Source organism: Pantoea sp. GABEPS69, from assembly GCF_045780835.1.
Taxonomy (GTDB): domain Bacteria; phylum Pseudomonadota; class Gammaproteobacteria; order Enterobacterales; family Enterobacteriaceae; genus Pantoea; species Pantoea septica.
This window is the reverse complement of the sequence record NZ_CP118618.1, coordinates 1,109,202-1,127,041: the sequence shown is the minus strand read 5'-3', so window position 1 is coordinate 1,127,041 and position 17,840 is coordinate 1,109,202. Positions and strand designations below refer to the sequence as shown.

The window sequence follows — 17,840 nt, the reverse complement described above, 5'->3', positions numbered from 1 at the left end:
TTTTCAATCTGCGGGATTCAGACGCCCAAACACCCAATCGTTCACCCATTCGCCATTTAGCAGATAATTACCCCGCAAGGTCCCCTCAAGCACATAGCCATTCTTCTCCAGAATACGCCGCGACGCCACATTTCCTTCTACCACCATCGCCTTGAGCTTATGGAAACCCGCTTTCAGCAGAAAGTCGCTCAGTCCGGCCAGCGCTTCGCTGCCGTACCCCTGGCCGCAGAACCGGTGCAGCAGCATATAGCCGACCTCCGCCTGACGGTAAGGCTGCCATTCCGGGCTGCAGCCGAACAGGCCGATCGGCTCGCCGCTGTCGCGCAGGCGCGCCACCACGCAGAGCATATGAAAACTGCTGACCTGCCAGGGCGCGAGGCGTTCGTTGAAGCGCTGGCGCAAATCCGCCTCGTCAGGAATTTCGCTGACCCAGGTCATGGTGGCCGCGTCTTCATGCACGGCACGGAACAGCAGCCAGTCTTCGGGCTTAAGGGTGGTGAGGGTAAGACGCGGCGTGATTAACTGCATGAAATGGCTCCCGGTGCAGATAGCCATAACGGCTGTCTGAATAAAAAAACACTATCGGCTCACTCGCCAGCGGCGCATGAAAAACCTTCCCTGTTTTACTACTCAGGTTTCCCCTTTTTACCATTTCAGCCATGAAAATTGATCCATAACATGAAGGAAGCGCTCACTCTTTTTGCAGACTGGCGCATCGCGATCACATTTTTTATCATAGGCCTCTCTCTGTTATGACCTGAAGGCTGGCTGTGCTCTCTCACTTCGATATGCTGTTAGCGGTGTTTGACCGCGCCGCCCTGATGCTGATCTGCCTCTTCTTCCTGACCCGCACCCGGCTTTTCCGCCAGCTGCTGCAAAAAGATGAACATGCGCCGCTGGAAAAAGCCGCCGTTATCGCCATTTTTTCGCTGTTCGCGCTTTTCAGCACCTGGTCGGGCATTCACGTCGACGGCTCGCTGCTGAACGTGCGGGTGATCGCGGTGATGGCCGGCGGCATCCTGTTTGGCCCCTGGGTCGGCATCGTCACCGGCGCGATCGCCGGGCTGCACCGTTTTCTGATCGACATTCACGGCGTCACCTCGGTACCTTGCCTGATCACCAGCATTATTGCGGGCTGCGTGGCCGGCGCCATTAACCGCCGCGTGCCCAAAGCGCAGCGCTGGCGCGTCGGCATCATCGGCGGCATGCTGTGCGAAAGCCTCACCATGCTGCTGATCGTGCTGTGGGCGAAGCCGATGTCGCTTGGCCTGGCGATTGTGTCGGAGATTGCGCTGCCGATGATCCTCGGCGCGTCGAGCATCGGCCTGATTGTGCTGCTGGTGCAGAGCGTCGAAGGCGAAAAAGAGGCGATTGCGGCGCGACAGGCCAAGCTGGCGCTAGAGATAGCCAATAAAACCCTGCCGCTGTTTCGTGACGTCAACAGCGACTCGCTGCGCCGCATCTGCACCATTATCTGTGACGATATCAACGCCGACGCCGTCGCCATTACCAACAAGACCCATATTCTCGCCTACGTCGGCTACGGCGAGCAGAACTACCAGAACGGCGACGACGGCATTAGCCCCACCACCGCGCAGGCGATGGCCAGCGGAAAAATCATCATTAAGAACAACGATGAGGCGCATCGCACCAGGGATATTCATTCGATGATCGTTATTCCGCTGCGCGAGCAAGGCAAAGTTACCGGCACCCTGAAGATTTACTATCGCCGCGCGCACCGCATTACCGGCTCGCTGAAAGAGATGGCGATCGGCCTGTCGCAGCTGATCTCGACCCAGCTGGAGGTGTCGCGCGCCGAGCAGCTGCGCGAAATGGCGAATAAAGCGGAACTGCGCGCCCTGCAGAGTAAAATCAATCCCCATTTTCTGTTTAACGCGCTGAACGCCATCAACTCCTCTATCCGCCTTAATCCCGATACGGCGCGCCAGCTGGTGATTAACCTTTCCCGCTATCTGCGCTACAACCTTGAGCTTAACGACGACGAGACGATCGATATCAAACGCGAGCTGTGGCAGGTAAAAGATTATATCGCCATCGAACAGGCGCGTTTTGGCGACAAGCTGACGATGATCTACGACGTTGACGACGATCTGCACTTCTCATTGCCTAGCCTGCTGATCCAGCCGCTGGTGGAGAACGCCATCGTGCACGGCATTCAGCCCTGCCGCGGCAAAGGCGTGGTGACGCTGAGCGTTAAGGCCTGCGGCGATCGGGTGCGTATCGCCGTGCGCGACACCGGGCCGGGCATCAGCGACGAAGTGATGCGTCGCGTGGCGAATAATGAGATGCCGGGCAATAAGATCGGCCTGCTGAATGTGCATCACCGCGTCAAACTGCTGACCGGTCAGGGGCTCGACATTACCCGGCTGCAGCCCGGCACCGAAATCGCCTTTACCCTGAGCAAAAACGGAGAGTTGCTAACCGAATCGCCGCTTGCCGTCGCGGAGAGCGTGCAATGAAAGCCATTATTGTCGAAGACGAATTTCTGGCGCAGCAGGAACTGAGCTGGATGATCCAGCAGCACAGCAAGATTGAGATCGAGGCCTGTTTCGACGACGGCCTGGAGGTGCTGAAATATTTGCAGCAGCATCGGGTCGACGTCATTTTTCTCGATATCAATATCCCGTCGCTGGACGGCATGCTGCTGGCGCAAAATATTCACCAGTTCGCGCAGCGGCCGCTGATTGTGTTTATCACCGCCTGGAAAGATCATGCGGTTGAGGCTTTCGAGCTGGAAGCCTTTGACTATATTCTCAAGCCCTATCACGAAGCGCGCATCGTCACCATGCTTAACAAGCTGGAAGCGGTAGGACAGCAGCAGAGCGTCGCTCAGACGCCGGTCGACCAGGGCCCGCAGACGGTGAATCTGGTGAAGGATGAGCGCATTATCGTGACCGACATTGACGATATCTATTACGTGGAGGCGCATGAGAAGCTGACGTTCGTCTATACGCGGCGCGAAGCCTATGTGATGTCGATGAGCATCAGCGAATTCTGCGCCCGTTTGCCGGAGCAGCGCTTTTTCCGCTGTCATCGCTCTTACTGCGTGAACCTGAGCAAAATCTCTGAGATCGAACCCTGGTTTAACAATACCTACCTGCTGAAACTGCGCGATCTGGCGTTTCAGGTGCCGGTCAGCCGCAGCAAAGTAAAACGCTTTCGTGAGCTGATGCGCCTGTAGAAAAACAGTTCGCGCCAGCACGCATTAATGCCAGCCAGCAGGTGATATGAAGCGGAGAGCAAAGCGTCCCGCGACAGGGACGTCGCGGGCCGAGCGAGCAAGGATGCCTTGAGCGACTTTGCGATCGCTTCATATCACCTGCGCCAGCATAAAAAAACGGCCCGAGGGCCGTTTTTGAAAGGAACTACAGAATACGCCCCAGCGTCTGCCGCAGATGCGCGCCAGCGCCCAACAGGCCAGGCTGATCGTGGGTGATCATATAGACCGGAATGCGGGAAACGTAGTCGCGGAAGCGCCCTTTATCCTCAAAGGCGGCGCGGAAGCCGGAAGCCTTAAAGAACTCCAGGAAGCGCGGCACGATGCCGCCGGCGATATAGACGCCGCCGAAGGTGCCGAGATTCAGCGCCAGATTGCCGCCAAAACGTCCCATAATCACGCAGAACAGCGACAGCGCGCGACGGCAGTCGGTGCAGCTATCGGCGAGCGCGCGTTCAGAGACATCCTTCGGCTTGAGGTTTTCCGGCACGCGGTTATCCGCCTTCACGATAGCGCGGTAGAGGTTCACCAGACCGGCGCCGGAAAGCACGCGCTCTGCGGAAACGTGGCCCAGCTCGGCGCGCAGCACTTCCAGAATCAAATCTTCTTCATCGCTGTTGGCGGCGAAGTCAACGTGGCCGCCCTCGCCTGGCAGGCTGACCCAGCGACGGTCGACGTGCACCAGATGGCTGACGCCCAGGCCGGTGCCCGCGCCGTAAATCGCGATAGGCTTATCCTTCACCGGCTCGCCGCCGCCGAACTGAATCACATGCTCAGCCTTCAGCATCGGGATCGCCATGGAAACGGCGGTGAAGTCGTTAATGATTTCAAAATGATCGAAGCCAAGGCTGGCTTTCATTTTGCTGGTGGAAAAAGCCCAGTCATGGTTGGTCATTTCGACCCAGTCTTCCGTGATAGGACAAGCAATGGCGATGCAGCCGTCTTTAACGTTTTGCAGCTGCTCGCCAAGATAGTGGCGGATGACGGCTTCGAGGCTGTCATAATCTGAAGTTGAGAATGTTTGGGCCTGGGAGATGCTGCCGGTTTCCACCTCACACAGGGCGAGTCGGGCGTTGGTGCCGCCGACGTCGCCGACCAGGGCATAAGTTGTCATTCTTTTGTTGCTCCGCTTGGGGTCCCTAAGATGCAGGACACTATAAAAGTCTGCCGGTAAAACAACAACGCTCGCCGCGACAAAAGACGAGCGTTGAAGGTGGTGAGCACAGCCTACCCGTCCGGCAAGCCGCTTGACAGCGGCAACACTCCGAATCTTACCCTCCGTTGCGTTGCGCGAGGCAAGCCGTCACTTTATGCAACAGCGGCGGCAGATCGTCTTTTGGCATCACGACCTCGACCAGCGTCAGGTAGTCGGGCGCCTGCAGACGCGCCATTACCTCATCCAGTTGCACACATTCGGTGACGCGCCAGCTCTGCGCCTGTCCATGCAGACAAAGCGCCTGCGGCAGCGCGGTCCAGTTCCACTGCGCGATATCATTATAACGCTGCGTTGCGCCGTGGATGGCGCGCTCCACCGTATAGCCCTCATTGTTCAACAGGAAAATAATCGGCGTTTGCCCGTCGCGCAGCATCGATCCCAGCTCCTGAATAGTCAGCTGCGCCGAGCCGTCGCCGGTAATCAGGATCACCCGCTGCGCGGGCGCGGCGGTCTGCGCGCCGAAGGCTGCCGGTAGAGTATAGCCAATGGAGCCCCAGAGCGGCTGCACCACCAGCTGCGCCCCGCTGGGCAAGCGCAGCGCCGCCGCGCCGAATGCGGCGGTGCCCTGATCGGCGAGAATAATGTCGCCTGGCTGGAGAAAGCGCTGCATCGCCTGCCAGAAAGCGCTCTGGCTGATATTGTCGCGCGCGTCTGCCGTCTCGACCGGCTGCACCTGCGGCGCCAGCGCCCAGCCCGCGCCGTAGCGCGCGAACAGCGCCTCCAGCTCGCTTAGCGCATCCGCCATGTTGAGCGGCCCGAAGCGCTCCCCGGCAACGCTGGCGGCGAAAGGCTGCAGATCGATCAGCTGCGAGGCGGTAAAATTTTGGGTAAAGCCCGCCGTCAGAGTATCGGTGAAGCGCACGCCGACGCAGATTGTTACATCGGTCTGCTCAATCAGCTCGCAGATGCCGGGCTCGCTGCCCGCAGCGGCGTAAGTGCCGACGTAGCCCGGCTGGCGCTCGTCCAGCACGCCTTTGCCCATCAGCAGCGTGGCGCAGGGAACGGCGCGCAGCCGACGCAGCCGGGCCAGCGCCGCCTGTTGCCGCCAGCGCGCGGCGAGAAAATCAGCCAGCAGCGCCACCCGCCGCGCCGGTTGCAGCAGCCGTTCGGCGGCGGCGCGAAACGCCTGGCGCGCCTGTTCGCTGGAGCCCGGCGCGGCGTCGAGCGGCGCGGCGGGCGGCGCCACCTCGGCCTCCGCGACATCGACCGCCAGCATCAGGTAGCCCGGACGCTGTTCGCGCATCGCCGTGGCCAGCACCCGATCGATTTCCGCCGTGGCGTTGCCCGGGCTGAGCTGCGCCGTCGCTGTGCTGACCTCGCCCGCCATGCGCAGAAAGTGACGGAAGTCGCCGTCGCCCAGTGTATGGTGCACGCAGTCGCCACGCTTTTGCGCCCCGCTTGCGGGCGCGCCCACAATATGGATCACCGGCAGATATTCGGCGAAACTGCCGGCCGTGCCGTTGATGGCGCTCAGTTCGCCGACGCCGAAGGTGGTCAGCAACGCCGCCGCGCCGCGACAGCGCGCATAGCCGTCCGCCGCATAGGCCGCGTTGAGTTCGTTGGCGCAGCCGACCCAGCCGATATCCCGATGGGCGATCACGCGATCGAGAAACTGCAGGTTATAGTCGCCCGGCACGCCAAACAGATGACCGACGCCGATCTCCTGAAGGCGCGCCAGCAGATAATCTCCTACGGTAAAGCGTTGCATATGCCACTCCTTTCACCAGTGTCTGGTTTGAGTATCCGCTATGCTGCCAAAGCGGCGAGTAAGCAGCGCAATCGACTGAACAAAAAGTGGCAACCCGGCGTTACGATGGGGGATTATTCTGTAAGTATGCGATCTGCGATCCATTGTGACTGTGTGTAAACGCATACACTGCTATCCTTGCGCTTGAAAATTCTTCCCTTTGACAGGAAAGCCGTATGACCTACCTTCCGCATCCCGGTCGTTATCAGCAGATGGAATATCGCCGCAGCGGCCGCAGCGGGCTAAAGCTGCCCGCAATTTCGCTTGGCCTGTGGCACAACTTTGGCGACAACACGCGCGTCGACAACAGCCGCGAGCTGCTGCGCCACGCGTTCGATCGCGGCATTACCCATTTTGACCTGGCCAACAACTACGGCCCGCCGCCGGGCTCGGCGGAAGAGAACTTCGGCCGCATCCTGCGCGAAGACTTTCGCGCCTTTCGCGACGAGCTGGTGATCTCCACCAAAGCGGGCTACACCATGTGGGACGGCCCGTACGGCGACTGGGGCTCGCGGAAATACCTTATCTCCAGCCTCGATCAGAGCCTGAAGCGCATGGGGCTGGAGTATGTGGACATCTTCTATCACCATCGTCCGGATCCGGAAACGCCGCTGGAAGAGACCATGCGCGCGCTGGATCAGGTGGTGCGCCAGGGTAAAGCGCTCTATGCCGCTATTTCTAACTATCCGGCGGATCGCGCGGCGGAAGCGATTGCCATCCTGCGCGATCTCGGCACGCCCTGCCTGATCCATCAGCCGCGCTATTCGATGTTTGAACGCGGCCCGGAAAACGGCCTGCTGGAAACGCTTGGCGACAACGGCGTCGGCTGCATCGCCTTCTCTCCGCTGGCGGGCGGCGTGCTGACCGACCGCTATCTGCAGGGTATTCCCGACGATTCGCGCGTGGCGAGCGGCAGCAAGTTCCTGCGTGAAGATCAGCTTACCGACGAGAAGATGGAGAAAGTGCGCAAGCTGAATGAGATTGCGCAGCAGCGCGGCCAGAAGCTGGCGCAGATGGCGCTGGCGTGGACGCTGCGCGACGCGCGCGTCACCTCTGTGCTGATCGGCGCCAGCAAAACCGCGCAAATCGACGACGCGGTGGAGATGCTGGCCAATCGCCACTTTACCATCGCCGAGCTCTCCGCTATCGAAGGCGTGTTGCTCTAATCCTTGCCCGCCCGGCCGCCGCGCCGGGTATTTCGGCGAACAGAATTATCTCAATCCCCTTTTTCTTCCGATTTTCCTCACAATTGTCAGCGACACTCAACTTGCCACACAAGCAATGCGCGGGCTTCACGCCTGCATCGCAGCGGCGCTGTCGCTGATAAGGAGAATAAGATGAAATTTGCTATTTTTGCTGCTTTGCTGACCTGCCTGTCGCCTCTGGCGATCCACAGCGCTCAGGCTGACGGCGCCTCTATCAGTCTGGCGCCGGGCGTAACGCTGCATCTGGGAGACCAGGATCGCCGCGGCTATTACTGGGACGGCGGCCGCTGGCGCGAGCCGCGCTGGTGGAACGACCGCTATCAGTACAACAACCATCGCTGGTGGCGCCATGAAGAGTGGCGCCGTCATCAGCAGTGGGAGCGCGAGCGACGCTGGCATGAACGCGAACGTCGCCACCACTGGCGTGAAGCGCAGCGCCATCACGACCGCCACGATCGTCACGATCGTCACGACCACCACCATCACTGATGACGCGGCGGCACTGCTAAAGGCCGCTGCGCGATACCGCGCGCAAAGCGGCCTTTACTCCGCGAACAGCCGTTGTCCGATTTGCCGCGCCGTTTTCAGATGTGCCTCCGGCGAGTCGGCGTCAGGCAGCAAGATCAGCTCCGACGTTTTCACCGCTGCGCCGACATAGTCAAAAATGCCCTCGTCGATCTGCGTGCGCATCGCGGCATAATAGCCGCGCCGCGCATAGGTGCGCAGATTCGCCCCGCCGATTCCCAGCAGGTGCACCTTCAGACGGCCCATTTTTTTAGCGATTTTGCCGTCGGGCGTCTCTTCATATGCCCAGCCGTGGGTAAAGACGCGATCGATCCAGCCTTTCAGCACGCCGGGAAATGACCACCAGTAAACGGGATAAACCAGCACCAGCGCATCGGCGCCGTCGATGCGTTTTTGCTCGGCCAGCACATCGGCAGGCGGCGCGCCCTCGCTGCGAAACAGCGCCAGATCGGCGGCGGCGTAGCGCGGGTCGAAGCCCTCAGCTATCAGGTCGGCGATTTCAAACGTATGCGGCGCGCAAATCTCGCGGGTTAGCGTTCGCGCGACGGCGTGGGTAAAAGAATCTTGATCGGGATGGGCGACCACTACCAGTGCATGCATATCCTGACTCCTGTAAGAGAAGAGAAAACGGCTGCATATCGAGAGTAGATGAGTTAAGGCGGGCTGTTAGGGCGGCGGCACGGGAGGTTAAAAACGAAGCTGGCCCGGGATAGATCGGGCCAGTTTTCAGCAGCCTTTACAGGCCGAGGATTTCGCCAATCAGCAAATAGGCGTTGAGCGCCACCACCAGCACCACGATGGCGCGGCCGGCGTTCTGCATCAGGCGCGAATTGACCATCTCGCCCATAATCTCGCGATTGCCGGTAAAGGAGAGCAGCGGCACCAGCGCCAGCGCGATACCGAAGCTCAGCAGCACCTGGCTCATAACCAGAATGCGCGTCGGATCCCAGCCCGCCATAATCACAATAAACGAGGGCAGCATAGTGACCAGACGGCGTACCCAGAGCGGAATATGAAAGCGGATAAAGCCCTGCATCACGACCTGACCGGCCAGGGTGCCTACCACGGTAGAGGAGAGGCCCGCTGCGACCAGGCTCAGGCCGAATACCGTCGCCGCCGCATGGCCAAGCAGCGGCGTCAGCGTCAGATAGGCCTGATCCAGTTCGGCGATGCCGCTGTGGCCGCTGAAGTGGAACGCGGCGGCGGCGGTCGCCATCATCGCCAGATTAACAAAACCGGCGATGGTCATGGCGATGGCCACATCCAGCTTGGTGGAGGAGTAGCGCTGGCTTTTGTTGCCGCTTTCGCCGCCCTGCGTCAGCGCCGAGTGAAGATAGATGACGTGCGGCATAATGGTCGCGCCCAGTACGCCGGCCGCCAGGAAGACCGCCTCGGAAGTGGGCAATGACGGCAGCGCCATGCCGGTCACCAGCTCGCTGACCTTCGGCTGGGAAAAGAAGAGCTCGACGATATAGGCCGCCGCCACAAACAGCAGCAGGCTGCCGATCACCAGCTCCAGCGGCTTTTGGCCGCGGCTTTGCAGCATCAGGATCAGAAAGGTTGCCACGCCGGTCAGCACCGCGCCCTGCAGCAGCGAAATGCCGAGCAGCAGCTTAAAGCCGAGCGCCGCGCCGATAAATTCCGCCAGATCGGTCGCCATGGCGATGATTTCCGCCTGCACCCAGTAGAACCAGACCGCCGGACGCGGAAAGCGATCGCGAATATGCTCAGCCAGATTTTTACCGGTGGCGATACCGAGCTTGGCGGACATCAGCTGTATGACCATCGCCATGATATTGGCCCAGACCACCACCCACAGCAGCTTATAGCCATAGGCTGCGCCCGCCTGAATATTGGTGGCGAAGTTGCCTGGATCGATATAGCCGATGGCGGCGATAAAGGCCGGCCCCAGCAGCGCGAGCTTGATTTTTCGGGCTCCGCGAGCGGCGCGCTCGGCGGTACGGCTCTCAAACATATTTCTCTACCTGTCTGAACGCGTTTAACCATGGCAGCTTATGGCCTGATCGCGGCAAGTGAAATGAGGTTATCGTTATCGTTGTGATAGATGATGCTATAAAGTATAGCCATTGCTATACCTTACGGTAAAGCGAGACTTGCTAAAAAATGTGCAATGCATCTCACTCTACGCTTCGGACATATTATAGACAATAAATTTGTGGATATTAGGCGTGAACAATTTGTGAACAGGCTGTGACTGGTGAGAGTTTTCTGAGAAAAGGGGTGATAGCGAATCCTTATAATGTGGATTTGATCTCGTTTTTAAGTAACGCGTTACATAGAATACGCAGCAAATTACAACCCTCCTCAAATCTGGAGCAAGCATGTCCCATATTTTGCACTTCCTTTTAGCACTGGTGGTGGTAGGCGTGCTGGCGTTACTCGTCAGCCACGACCGTAAAAGTATTCGTATTCGCTACATTGTCCAGCTTCTGGTCATTGAAGTGCTGCTGGCGTGGTTCTTCCTCAATTCCGAGGCGGGTCTCGGATTCGTGAAGGGCTTCGCCGGCCTGTTCGATCATCTGCTCAAGTATGCGGGCGAAGGCACCAACTTCGTGTTCGGCAACATGAATGACAAAGGCCTCGCCTTCTTCTTCCTGAACGTGCTCTGCCCGATCGTCTTTATCTCCGCGCTGATCGGCATTCTGCAGCACTTCCGCATTCTGCCTTGGGTGATCCGCGGCATCGGCACCGTGCTGTCTAAAATCAACGGCATGGGCAAGCTGGAATCCTTTAACGCCGTCAGCTCTCTGATTCTGGGACAGTCAGAAAACTTTATCGCCTATAAGGATATCCTCGGCAAAATGTCGCAGCGCCGCATGTACACTATGGCCGCGACCGCGATGTCGACCGTTTCCATGTCGATCGTCGGCGCCTATATGACCATGCTGCAGCCGAAGTATGTGGTCGCCGCGCTGGTGCTTAACATGTTCAGCACCTTTATCGTGCTGTCGCTGATCAACCCTTACCGCGTCGACAGCGAAGAGGATCTGCAGCTGCAGGATATCCATAAAGGCCAGAGCTTCTTTGAGATGCTGGGCGAATATATCCTCGCCGGCTTCCGCGTGGCGATTATCGTCGCGGCGATGCTGATCGGCTTTATCGCGCTGATTTCCGGCCTGAACGCGCTGTTCGATGTTATCTTCGGCATCAGCTTCCAGGGCGTGCTGGGCTACGTCTTCTATCCGTTCGCCTGGGTGATGGGCGTGCCGGCTCATGAAGCGCTGCAGGTCGGCAGCATTATGGCCACCAAGCTGGTTTCCAACGAGTTCGTCGCGATGATGGATCTGCAGAAGCTGGCGGGCCAGATTTCGCCGCACTCTGAAGGCATCCTGTCGGTGTTCCTGGTCTCGTTCGCCAACTTCTCGTCTATCGGCATCGTCGCCGGCGCCATTAAGGGTCTGAACGAAGAGCAAGGCAACGTGGTGTCGCGCTTCGGCCTGAAGCTGCTCTACGGTTCCACGCTGGTCAGCGTGCTCTCCGCCGCTATCGCCGGACTGGTGCTGGCATTCTGATAAGAAGGGCGAGACGGGTTCTCGCCCTTATTCTTAATTATTCCTGCTTGATATAACGCCTGCCGCGCCGTCTCAGCCGCGCGGCGCCGCCCTTCCCCGATTCCCGCAAATCCTTTGCACAATATCGAATTTCATCTCCTGCCCGTCGCCCCGTAGTTTTTTCATTACTCAACATCGGGAGAAGCGCATGAGCATTCAATTTCTGGGCATGATCGGCCATCGTCTGGCCTCTGAAATCATTCCGGCCAGCGGGCCGTTATTCGATAAAAACTACATTGCCGATTTCGCTCGCGCCCACGAAGAGGCGGGATTCGATCGGATTCTGGTGGGCTACTGGTCCGATCAACCAGACGGTTTTTTAGTGACGGCGCACGCCGCTGCCAACACCTCGCGCATTAAATTTTTACTGGCGCACCGTCCCGGCTTCGTCTCGCCGACGCTGGCGGCGCGCAAGCTGGCGTCGCTCGATCACCTGACCGACGGACGACTGGCAGTGCATATCATTAGCGGCGGCAGCGACAGCGAACAGCGCCGCGACGGCGACTTCCTCAACAAGGCGGAACGCTACGCGCGCACCGACGAATTTCTTCACGTGCTGAACAAGAGCCTGACCTCGGCGGAAGCCTGGGATCACCAGGGCGAGTTTTACCAGGCTGAACAGGCTTTTTCCGCCATCAAGCCGCTGCAGAGCAAGCTGCCGGTCTACTTCGGCGGCTCTTCGCCAGAGGCGATCGAGGTCGCCGCGCGTCACGCCGACGTCTTCGCGCTGTGGGGCGAGCCGCTGCAGGGCGCGGCGGAAACCGTGCAAACCGTGCGCGCCGCCGCCGCGAAAAGAGGCCGCGACATCAAATTCAATATCTCTTTCCGTCCGATTATCGGCAAGACCGAGAAAGAGGCCTGGGAGCGCGCGGAACACATTTATCAAATGGCGCAGAAACAGCTGGCCGAATCGGGCTACACCTTCGGCCTGCCAAAACCGCAGAGCGTCGGCGCGCAGCGCCTACTGGCGGCGGCTAACGCAGGCGACCGCCACGATAAAGTGTTGTGGACCGGCGTCACGAAGCTGGTGAGCGGCGGCTACAACTCCACCGCGCTGGTGGGCACGGCGGATCAGGTCTCCGACGCACTGCTGGATTACTACAACCTGGGCATCGACAGCGTGCTGATCCGCGGCTTCGATCCGCTAAACGACGCAGTTGAGTACGGCCGCGAGCTGCTGCCGCTGACGCGCGAAAAAGTCGCCGCGCTGACGCGCGTTAAGAGGAGCGCCTGATGCGTCTCGCCGCCCTGTTCGCCGGCGTCGCGCTGGCGCTGAGCCTCAACTCCGCTTTCGCCGCTGAAAAAGTGACGCTGCGGCTCGGCGATGTCAAAGGGGATCGCTTCGCCTCGCTGAAAGCCTCCGGCGAGCTCGATAATCTGCCTTACGATCTGAAGCTCACCGCCTTCGACTCCGGCGCGCCGGTGCAGGAGGCGCTGAATGCGGGGGCGCTGGACGTCGGCTTTACCGGCGACCTGCCCTTTCTGTTCGTCTATGCCGCAGGGGCGCCGGTTAAAGCGGTCGGCGCCTGGCAGAACAACCCCGACAGCATCGCGCTGCTGACGCGTCCCGACGCCGGGATCCAGAGCCTGAAGGATCTGAAAGGCAAGCAGATCGCCGTCAACCGCGGCGGCTGGGGACACTATCTGATCCTGGGCCTGCTGGAACGCGCCGGCCTGAAACCCGATGAGGTGACGCTGCGCTTCCTCGGCCCGGTGGATGGTCGCGCGGCGCTGACCTCCGGCGCGGTTTCCGCCTGGGCGCCGTGGGAGCCCTATATCGCCACCTCGACCCAAATCGACGGCACGGTGCGCGTGCCGCAGGGCGGCGGCAACGGCATTATGTCGGGCTACTCCTATGCGCTGGCGCGCAAAGAGGCGCTGGCCAATCCGGAGAAGCGTAAAGCTATCGCCGATCTGCTGACGCGACTGGCGAAGGCGCAGGTCTGGGCGGCGCAGCATCCGCAGCCGTTCGCCCAGGCGCTGAGCAAGACGCTGAATATGCCGACCACCATCACCAGCAGCTGGATCGACGACGCGCGCATTCGCCCGCTGGTGTTCGATCCCTCGCTTATCGCGACGCTGCAGAAATCCGCCGACTTTTTCCATCGCTATCAGGTGCTGCCGAAGGCGGTCAACGTCAGCGACGCCTTCGATTTCAGCCTGGCGAGCGGCGCCAATCAGGTGGCGCGGCACTACCAGGAGAACAAATCGTGAGCGACCTTAACCACCAGCGGCTGCGTGACTTTGTGGCGCAGTTCGCCGCGCTGCTCGATCGGCAGCCGGACGAGGCGACTATTCTGGCGCGCGGCAGCGAGCTGCTGCGCCCGCTGCTGCTGCACGACGACTGGCTGGACGAGGCGTTCGCCCAGCCGCATCCGCAGCACTATCAGCAGTATCTGCTCCATGCCGACGCGCAGCAGCGCTTTTCGGTAGTGAGCTTTGTCTGGGGGCCAGGCCAGCAGACGCCGGTGCACGATCATCGCGTCTGGGGATTGATCGGCATGCTGCGCGGCGCGGAAGTGTCGCAGGGCTTCAAAGCGGAAAACGGCGCGCTGGCGGCGGACGGCACGCCGGTTCGTCTGGAACCTGGCGAAATTGACGCGGTCTCGCCGCGCGTCGGCGATATCCATCGCGTCAGCAACGCCTTCGACGATCGCGTCTCTGTCAGCATTCACGTCTACGGCGCCAATATCGGCGCGGTCAAACGGGCGGTTTATCGCGAAGACGGCAGCGAAAAACCTTTTATCTCCGGCTACAGCAATCGCTACTTGCCTAACATCTGGGATCTTTCACATGGCTAAAACTTTTCCTCTGCGCGACGCCGCAGAGATTCAGCAGGCGCTGCGCCAGCAGCAGGAAGTGGCGCTGGTAGACGTACGCGACGAGGCGCTCTATGCGCAAGGGCATCCGCTGTTCGCGGTAAACATTCCGCTCTCAAAGCTGGAGCTGGAGTGGCTGGATCGCCTTCCTCGCCGCGATACGGCGATTACGCTTTACGACAACGGCGAAGGGCTGGCGCAGACGGCGGCGGAGCGCGCGGCGGCCTGGGGCTACACCAATATCACGCTGCTGAAAGATGATCTGGCCGGCTGGAAGGCGGCGGGCGGCGAGCTGTTTATCGATGTGAATTCGCCGAGCAAGGCGTTTGGCGAGCTGGTGGAACACCACAATCATACGCCGTCGCTGGCGGCCGAAGAGGTCGATGCGCTGCTGCGCGACAAAGCCGACGTGGTGGTGCTCGACGCCCGCCGCTTTGATGAATACCACACCATGTCGATTCCCGGCAGCATCAGCGTACCGGGCGGCGAACTGGTGCTGCGCGTGCGCGATATCGCGCCCTCTCCCGCTACCACGGTGATCGTCAACTGCGCAGGCCGCACGCGCAGCATTATCGGCACCCAGTCGCTGGTGAACGCGGGCATCCGCAATCCGGTCTACGCGCTGCGCAACGGCACCATCGGCTGGACGCTGGCCGGTCTGGCGCTTGAGCAGCAGCAGAGCCGCCGCTACGGCGCCGTCAGCGAAACCGCGCAGCGTCATGCGGCGGCGCAGGCGCGTCAGGTGGCGGATCGCGCCGGGGTGGCGCGCATCGACGCGACGACGCTGGCGCGCTGGCGGCAGGAGGCGCGCACGACCTATCTGTTCGACGTGCGCGACGCCGACGAGTACGCCGCCGGGCATCTGCCGGGTAGTCGTCACGTGCCGGGCGGACAGCTGGTGCAGGAGACCGATCACTACGCCAGCGTGCGCGGCGCGCGTATCGTGCTGGCTGACAACGACGGGGTACGCGCCAGCATAACGGCCTCCTGGCTGGCGCAGATGGGCTGGGAAGTCGCCGTGCTGGAGGGGCTGCAACCACAGGACTTCAGCGCCACTGACGGCTGGACGGCGCAGGTGCCGGCAGCACCTGTAGCCGAGACAATCTCTCCAAAGGAGCTGAACAACTGGTTAAAGCAGGGCGATACTCAGGTGCTGGATTTCACCACGCGCGCCAACCACGTTAAAAGTCATATCCCCGGCGCCGCCTGGCTACTGCGCTCGACGCTGCAACAACAGGGCAAGGCTGCGCTGCCGCCAGCCGAACGCTATGTCCTGACCTGCGGCAGCAGCCTGCTGGCGGGTTATGCCGTGCAACAGGTGGCGACGCTGACCGGTAAGCCGGTCTTTGTGCTGGAAGGCGGCAATGCCGCCTGGCGCAGCGCCGGGCTACCGACCGACGCTAACGAAGAGACGCTGCTCTCCCCCGCCATCGATCGCTATCGCCGCCCCTATGAAGGCACCGATATCGAACCAGCGGCGATGCAGGCCTATCTTGACTGGGAGTATGGTCTGGTGGCGCAGCTGGACCGCGACGGCACGCATGGCTTTCGCGTGCTGCAGCCGGAGAAGCAAAGCGTAACGGCGTAAGTAAACAGGGCGGCAGCGATGTCGCTCTTTTTTTGCGCGCAGTCATGCTTGCGTAAGATTTGCGGATGATTTAAGAAGCTGCCTGAGAGATCAGGACTAAGAAAATGGTGGAGATAAGCGGGATCGAACCGCTGACCTCTTGCATGCCATGCAAGCGCTCTCCCAGCTGAGCTATACCCCCACATCTGGAATCGTTTTTTCAGTGCCAAATCGTTGGGATGCGATTTGGTGGAGCTAAGCGGGATCGAACCGCTGACCTCCTGCATGCCATGCAGGCGCTCTCCCAGCTGAGCTATAGCCCCGAACCGAAAAAACCGTCGGATGTTCTCGACGGACGGCATAATATGAAACCGCCCTCAGGGTGTCAACGGCAAAATCAAAAACTGCGTTTGATCGCTGAAAAAGGCGGCAAATCCCGCATCGCGCTGTTTTCAGCCGCTTTTATTGAGTGCGAAAGAAGAGGTTAAACAATAGGGCGTCTCGCCCCCTCTTTGCCCGTCGCGTCAGGTTAAATTACGGTTAAACAGCCTTTAGGATTTTTCTTGTTTTCCGTTAAAAGCCGTGTAAAACTTAGCCCGCTAATTAAGTGGTCATCGCTGCCCACGCCTTATTACAACACCATCCCTGTCACAACTATCAATAATATTAGAGATACTATGTCGCTGCATTCACCTAAAGAGATCGCTCAACTGGCGATTCAGGCTGGCGTCACTAAAAGCCGCGCCTCTATTCCAACGTTATTAATTCTTGGTTTTATGGCTGGCGCCTTTATCGCCACCGGCTTTCTGCTTGACCTGCATGTGATTAACTCGCTGCCGGCGGACTGGGGCTCGTTCGGCGGCCTGCTGGGCGCTGCCGTCTTCCCGGTGGGTTTGATCCTGACCGTACTGGCGGGCGGCGAACTGCTGACCGGCAATATGATGACTATGCCGGTCGCCTGGTTTGCGCGTCGCATCAGCGGTTTCGCCGTGCTGCGCAACTGGTTCTGGGTCACTATCGCCAACTTTATCGGCAGCCTGGCCATCGCCTGGTTCTTCGGCCATATGCTCGGTATGACTGAAGGCGACTACCTGAAGAAGACCGTCGCCATCGCCAGCGCGAAAGTGCACGCCGACTTCCTGCACGCCTTTATCTCCGGCATCGGCTGCAACTGGCTGGTTTGCCTGGCGGTGTGGCTGGCGTTCGCCAGTAAAGATGTGGTAGGGAAAATCTTCGGCATGTGGTTCCCGGTTATGGCCTTCGTTGCCATCGGCTTCCAGCACGTCGTCGCCAACATGTTTATCGTGCCTGCGGCTATTTTCGCCGGCCAGCTAAGCTGGGCGGAGTATCTGCCGAACTTCGTGGCCGTGTTCCTGGGCAACGGCGTCGGCGGCGCGGTATTTGTCGGCCTCGCCTACTTCCTCGCCTTCCGTCCTTCCGCTGAAGCGGTAGGCACTGCGCAGTAATTTTTTTGCCTTTTGTCACAAGGCAAAAGGCAATTTCCCTTCCTCTTACTTTCACGCGTTACGATTTGCTGTAATATGTAGAACTAATGTATTAAACAGGGACAGCATCGTGAAAAAGGAATGGTTAACCCCCGAAGAGCTTGCGAACGAAACAGGTTACAGTCGGCAAACGGTGAATAAATGGATCAAGCGCGAAAACTGGACCACCACGCCGAAGCCCGGCGTACAGGGCGGTAAGGCGCGATTAATTCATATCGACGAGCGCGTGAAAAGCTTTATCCAGTCCATGCGTAACCTGAACGAGCCGAACGCTTCCTACACTGCGCAACAAAATTCTTTACCTGCGTTACTATTAAGTTCTGTACAGCAAATGACACAGAATGAGCAGGATCTTCTTGCCGCGATGATTTTACGCGAAGGGATTAAAGGCGTGCTGCAGCGGCTGGGTATTAGCGAAGAATAAAAAAAACCGGAAGCATTGCGCT

Annotated in this window: 16 protein-coding genes and 2 tRNA genes; 11 read left to right on the top strand and 7 right to left on the bottom strand. The window is 59.8% G+C overall.

Annotated elements, in window-relative coordinates:
* Nucleotides 1-3: 3 nt before the first annotated feature.
* Nucleotides 4-528 (bottom strand): GNAT family N-acetyltransferase, encoded by a 525-nt coding sequence (locus PVE98_RS05340; RefSeq protein ID WP_313620570.1) that lies wholly within the window; start codon nt 526-528, stop codon nt 4-6.
* A gap of 260 nt (nt 529-788) precedes the next feature.
* Between PVE98_RS05340 and PVE98_RS05335 the strand changes: the two genes are divergently transcribed.
* Nucleotides 789-2,480, top strand: coding sequence for a sensor histidine kinase (locus PVE98_RS05335; protein ID WP_096073570.1), 1,692 nt, complete (start codon nt 789-791; stop codon nt 2,478-2,480).
* Nucleotides 2,477-3,202 carry a LytTR family DNA-binding domain-containing protein gene (locus tag PVE98_RS05330; RefSeq protein ID WP_096073571.1) on the top strand — a complete coding sequence of 242 codons (726 nt, stop codon included), beginning with the start codon at nt 2,477-2,479 and terminating at the stop codon, nt 3,200-3,202. Before PVE98_RS05335 ends, PVE98_RS05330 begins: the two co-directional genes overlap by 4 nt.
* Before the next feature lie 184 nt (nt 3,203-3,386).
* Here the strand turns inward: PVE98_RS05330 and glk are convergent, their stop codons facing one another.
* Complete coding sequence (gene glk, locus PVE98_RS05325) at nt 3,387-4,352, bottom strand: glucokinase (protein ID WP_096073572.1); 966 nt, start codon at nt 4,350-4,352, stop codon at nt 3,387-3,389.
* Nucleotides 4,353-4,509: 157 nt separating this feature from the next.
* Nucleotides 4,510-6,162 carry a thiamine pyrophosphate-binding protein gene (locus tag PVE98_RS05320; RefSeq protein WP_096073573.1) on the bottom strand — a complete coding sequence of 551 codons (1,653 nt, stop codon included), beginning with the start codon at nt 6,160-6,162 and terminating at the stop codon, nt 4,510-4,512.
* 215 nt (nt 6,163-6,377) lie between these two features.
* On the opposite strand from PVE98_RS05320, the gene mgrA reads away from it, so the two are divergent.
* Nucleotides 6,378-7,367, top strand: coding sequence for an L-glyceraldehyde 3-phosphate reductase (gene mgrA / locus PVE98_RS05315; RefSeq protein WP_096073574.1), 990 nt, complete (start codon nt 6,378-6,380; stop codon nt 7,365-7,367).
* A gap of 171 nt (nt 7,368-7,538) precedes the next feature.
* Nucleotides 7,539-7,895, top strand: a complete 357-nt coding sequence (locus PVE98_RS05310; RefSeq protein WP_033753650.1) for a DUF2502 domain-containing protein — start codon at nt 7,539-7,541, stop codon at nt 7,893-7,895.
* Between the two features lie 54 nt (nt 7,896-7,949).
* Here the strand turns inward: PVE98_RS05310 and PVE98_RS05305 are convergent, their stop codons facing one another.
* Together PVE98_RS05305 and PVE98_RS05300 are read right to left on the bottom strand one after the other, a co-directional pair.
* The gene (locus PVE98_RS05305; RefSeq protein ID WP_096073575.1) at nt 7,950-8,531 is read right to left on the bottom strand and encodes an NAD(P)H-dependent oxidoreductase; all 582 of its coding nucleotides are present in this window, start codon (nt 8,529-8,531) and stop codon (nt 7,950-7,952) included.
* A 136-nt stretch (nt 8,532-8,667) separates the two neighbouring features.
* Nucleotides 8,668-9,906 (bottom strand): Nramp family divalent metal transporter, encoded by a 1,239-nt coding sequence (locus PVE98_RS05300; protein WP_096073576.1) that lies wholly within the window; start codon nt 9,904-9,906, stop codon nt 8,668-8,670.
* A gap of 367 nt (nt 9,907-10,273) precedes the next feature.
* On the opposite strand from PVE98_RS05300, the gene PVE98_RS05295 reads away from it, so the two are divergent.
* The 5 genes from PVE98_RS05295 to PVE98_RS05275 all read left to right on the top strand — a co-directional run bounded on the left by PVE98_RS05295 (nt 10,274) and on the right by PVE98_RS05275 (nt 15,910).
* Nucleotides 10,274-11,464 (top strand): NupC/NupG family nucleoside CNT transporter, encoded by a 1,191-nt coding sequence (locus tag PVE98_RS05295; RefSeq protein ID WP_033753659.1) that lies wholly within the window; start codon nt 10,274-10,276, stop codon nt 11,462-11,464.
* A gap of 187 nt (nt 11,465-11,651) precedes the next feature.
* Nucleotides 11,652-12,737, top strand: coding sequence for an LLM class flavin-dependent oxidoreductase (locus PVE98_RS05290; protein WP_096073577.1), 1,086 nt, complete (start codon nt 11,652-11,654; stop codon nt 12,735-12,737).
* Nucleotides 12,737-13,717, top strand: a complete 981-nt coding sequence (locus tag PVE98_RS05285; protein ID WP_096073578.1) for an ABC transporter substrate-binding protein — start codon at nt 12,737-12,739, stop codon at nt 13,715-13,717. Before PVE98_RS05290 ends, PVE98_RS05285 begins: the two co-directional genes overlap by 1 nt.
* Complete coding sequence (locus PVE98_RS05280) at nt 13,714-14,304, top strand: cysteine dioxygenase (protein ID WP_096073579.1); 591 nt, start codon at nt 13,714-13,716, stop codon at nt 14,302-14,304. The genes PVE98_RS05285 and PVE98_RS05280 overlap by 4 nt, the downstream gene beginning before the upstream one ends.
* Entirely contained in the window at nt 14,297-15,910 is a 1,614-nt protein-coding gene (locus tag PVE98_RS05275) for a rhodanese homology domain-containing protein (protein ID WP_096073580.1), read from the top strand. Before PVE98_RS05280 ends, PVE98_RS05275 begins: the two co-directional genes overlap by 8 nt.
* 105 nt (nt 15,911-16,015) lie before the next feature.
* On the opposite strand, the gene PVE98_RS05270 is transcribed toward PVE98_RS05275, so the two are convergent.
* Nucleotides 16,016-16,091: transfer RNA gene (locus PVE98_RS05270), tRNA-Ala, on the bottom strand.
* Nucleotides 16,092-16,136: 45 nt separating this feature from the next.
* Nucleotides 16,137-16,212: transfer RNA gene (locus PVE98_RS05265), tRNA-Ala, on the bottom strand.
* A 354-nt stretch (nt 16,213-16,566) separates the two neighbouring features.
* On the opposite strand from PVE98_RS05265, the gene PVE98_RS05260 reads away from it, so the two are divergent.
* Nucleotides 16,567-17,355 carry a formate/nitrite transporter family protein gene (locus PVE98_RS05260; protein WP_033753670.1) on the top strand — a complete coding sequence of 263 codons (789 nt, stop codon included), beginning with the start codon at nt 16,567-16,569 and terminating at the stop codon, nt 17,353-17,355.
* Between the two features lie 109 nt (nt 17,356-17,464).
* On the top strand, nt 17,465-17,818 hold the full coding sequence (locus tag PVE98_RS05255; RefSeq protein WP_033753672.1) for a YfeC-like transcriptional regulator: 354 nt from the start codon (nt 17,465-17,467) through the stop codon (nt 17,816-17,818).
* Nucleotides 17,819-17,840 lie beyond the last annotated feature (22 nt).

Coding starts and splice junctions, on each gene's coding strand:
- PVE98_RS05320 (WP_096073573.1), bottom strand. CDS start 6,162: ATGCAACGCTTTACCGTAGGAGATTATCTGCTGGCGCGCCTTCAGGAG.
- mgrA (WP_096073574.1), top strand. CDS start 6,378: ATGACCTACCTTCCGCATCCCGGTCGTTATCAGCAGATGGAATATCGC.
- PVE98_RS05335 (WP_096073570.1), top strand. CDS start 789: ATGCTGTTAGCGGTGTTTGACCGCGCCGCCCTGATGCTGATCTGCCTC.
- PVE98_RS05310 (WP_033753650.1), top strand. CDS start 7,539: ATGAAATTTGCTATTTTTGCTGCTTTGCTGACCTGCCTGTCGCCTCTG.
- PVE98_RS05290 (WP_096073577.1), top strand. CDS start 11,652: ATGAGCATTCAATTTCTGGGCATGATCGGCCATCGTCTGGCCTCTGAA.
- PVE98_RS05330 (WP_096073571.1), top strand. CDS start 2,477: ATGAAAGCCATTATTGTCGAAGACGAATTTCTGGCGCAGCAGGAACTG.
- PVE98_RS05300 (WP_096073576.1), bottom strand. CDS start 9,906: ATGTTTGAGAGCCGTACCGCCGAGCGCGCCGCTCGCGGAGCCCGAAAA.
- PVE98_RS05340 (WP_313620570.1), bottom strand. CDS start 528: ATGCAGTTAATCACGCCGCGTCTTACCCTCACCACCCTTAAGCCCGAA.
- glk (WP_096073572.1), bottom strand. CDS start 4,352: ATGACAACTTATGCCCTGGTCGGCGACGTCGGCGGCACCAACGCCCGA.
- PVE98_RS05305 (WP_096073575.1), bottom strand. CDS start 8,531: ATGCATGCACTGGTAGTGGTCGCCCATCCCGATCAAGATTCTTTTACC.
- PVE98_RS05260 (WP_033753670.1), top strand. CDS start 16,567: ATGTCGCTGCATTCACCTAAAGAGATCGCTCAACTGGCGATTCAGGCT.
- PVE98_RS05295 (WP_033753659.1), top strand. CDS start 10,274: ATGTCCCATATTTTGCACTTCCTTTTAGCACTGGTGGTGGTAGGCGTG.
- PVE98_RS05285 (WP_096073578.1), top strand. CDS start 12,737: ATGCGTCTCGCCGCCCTGTTCGCCGGCGTCGCGCTGGCGCTGAGCCTC.
- PVE98_RS05275 (WP_096073580.1), top strand. CDS start 14,297: ATGGCTAAAACTTTTCCTCTGCGCGACGCCGCAGAGATTCAGCAGGCG.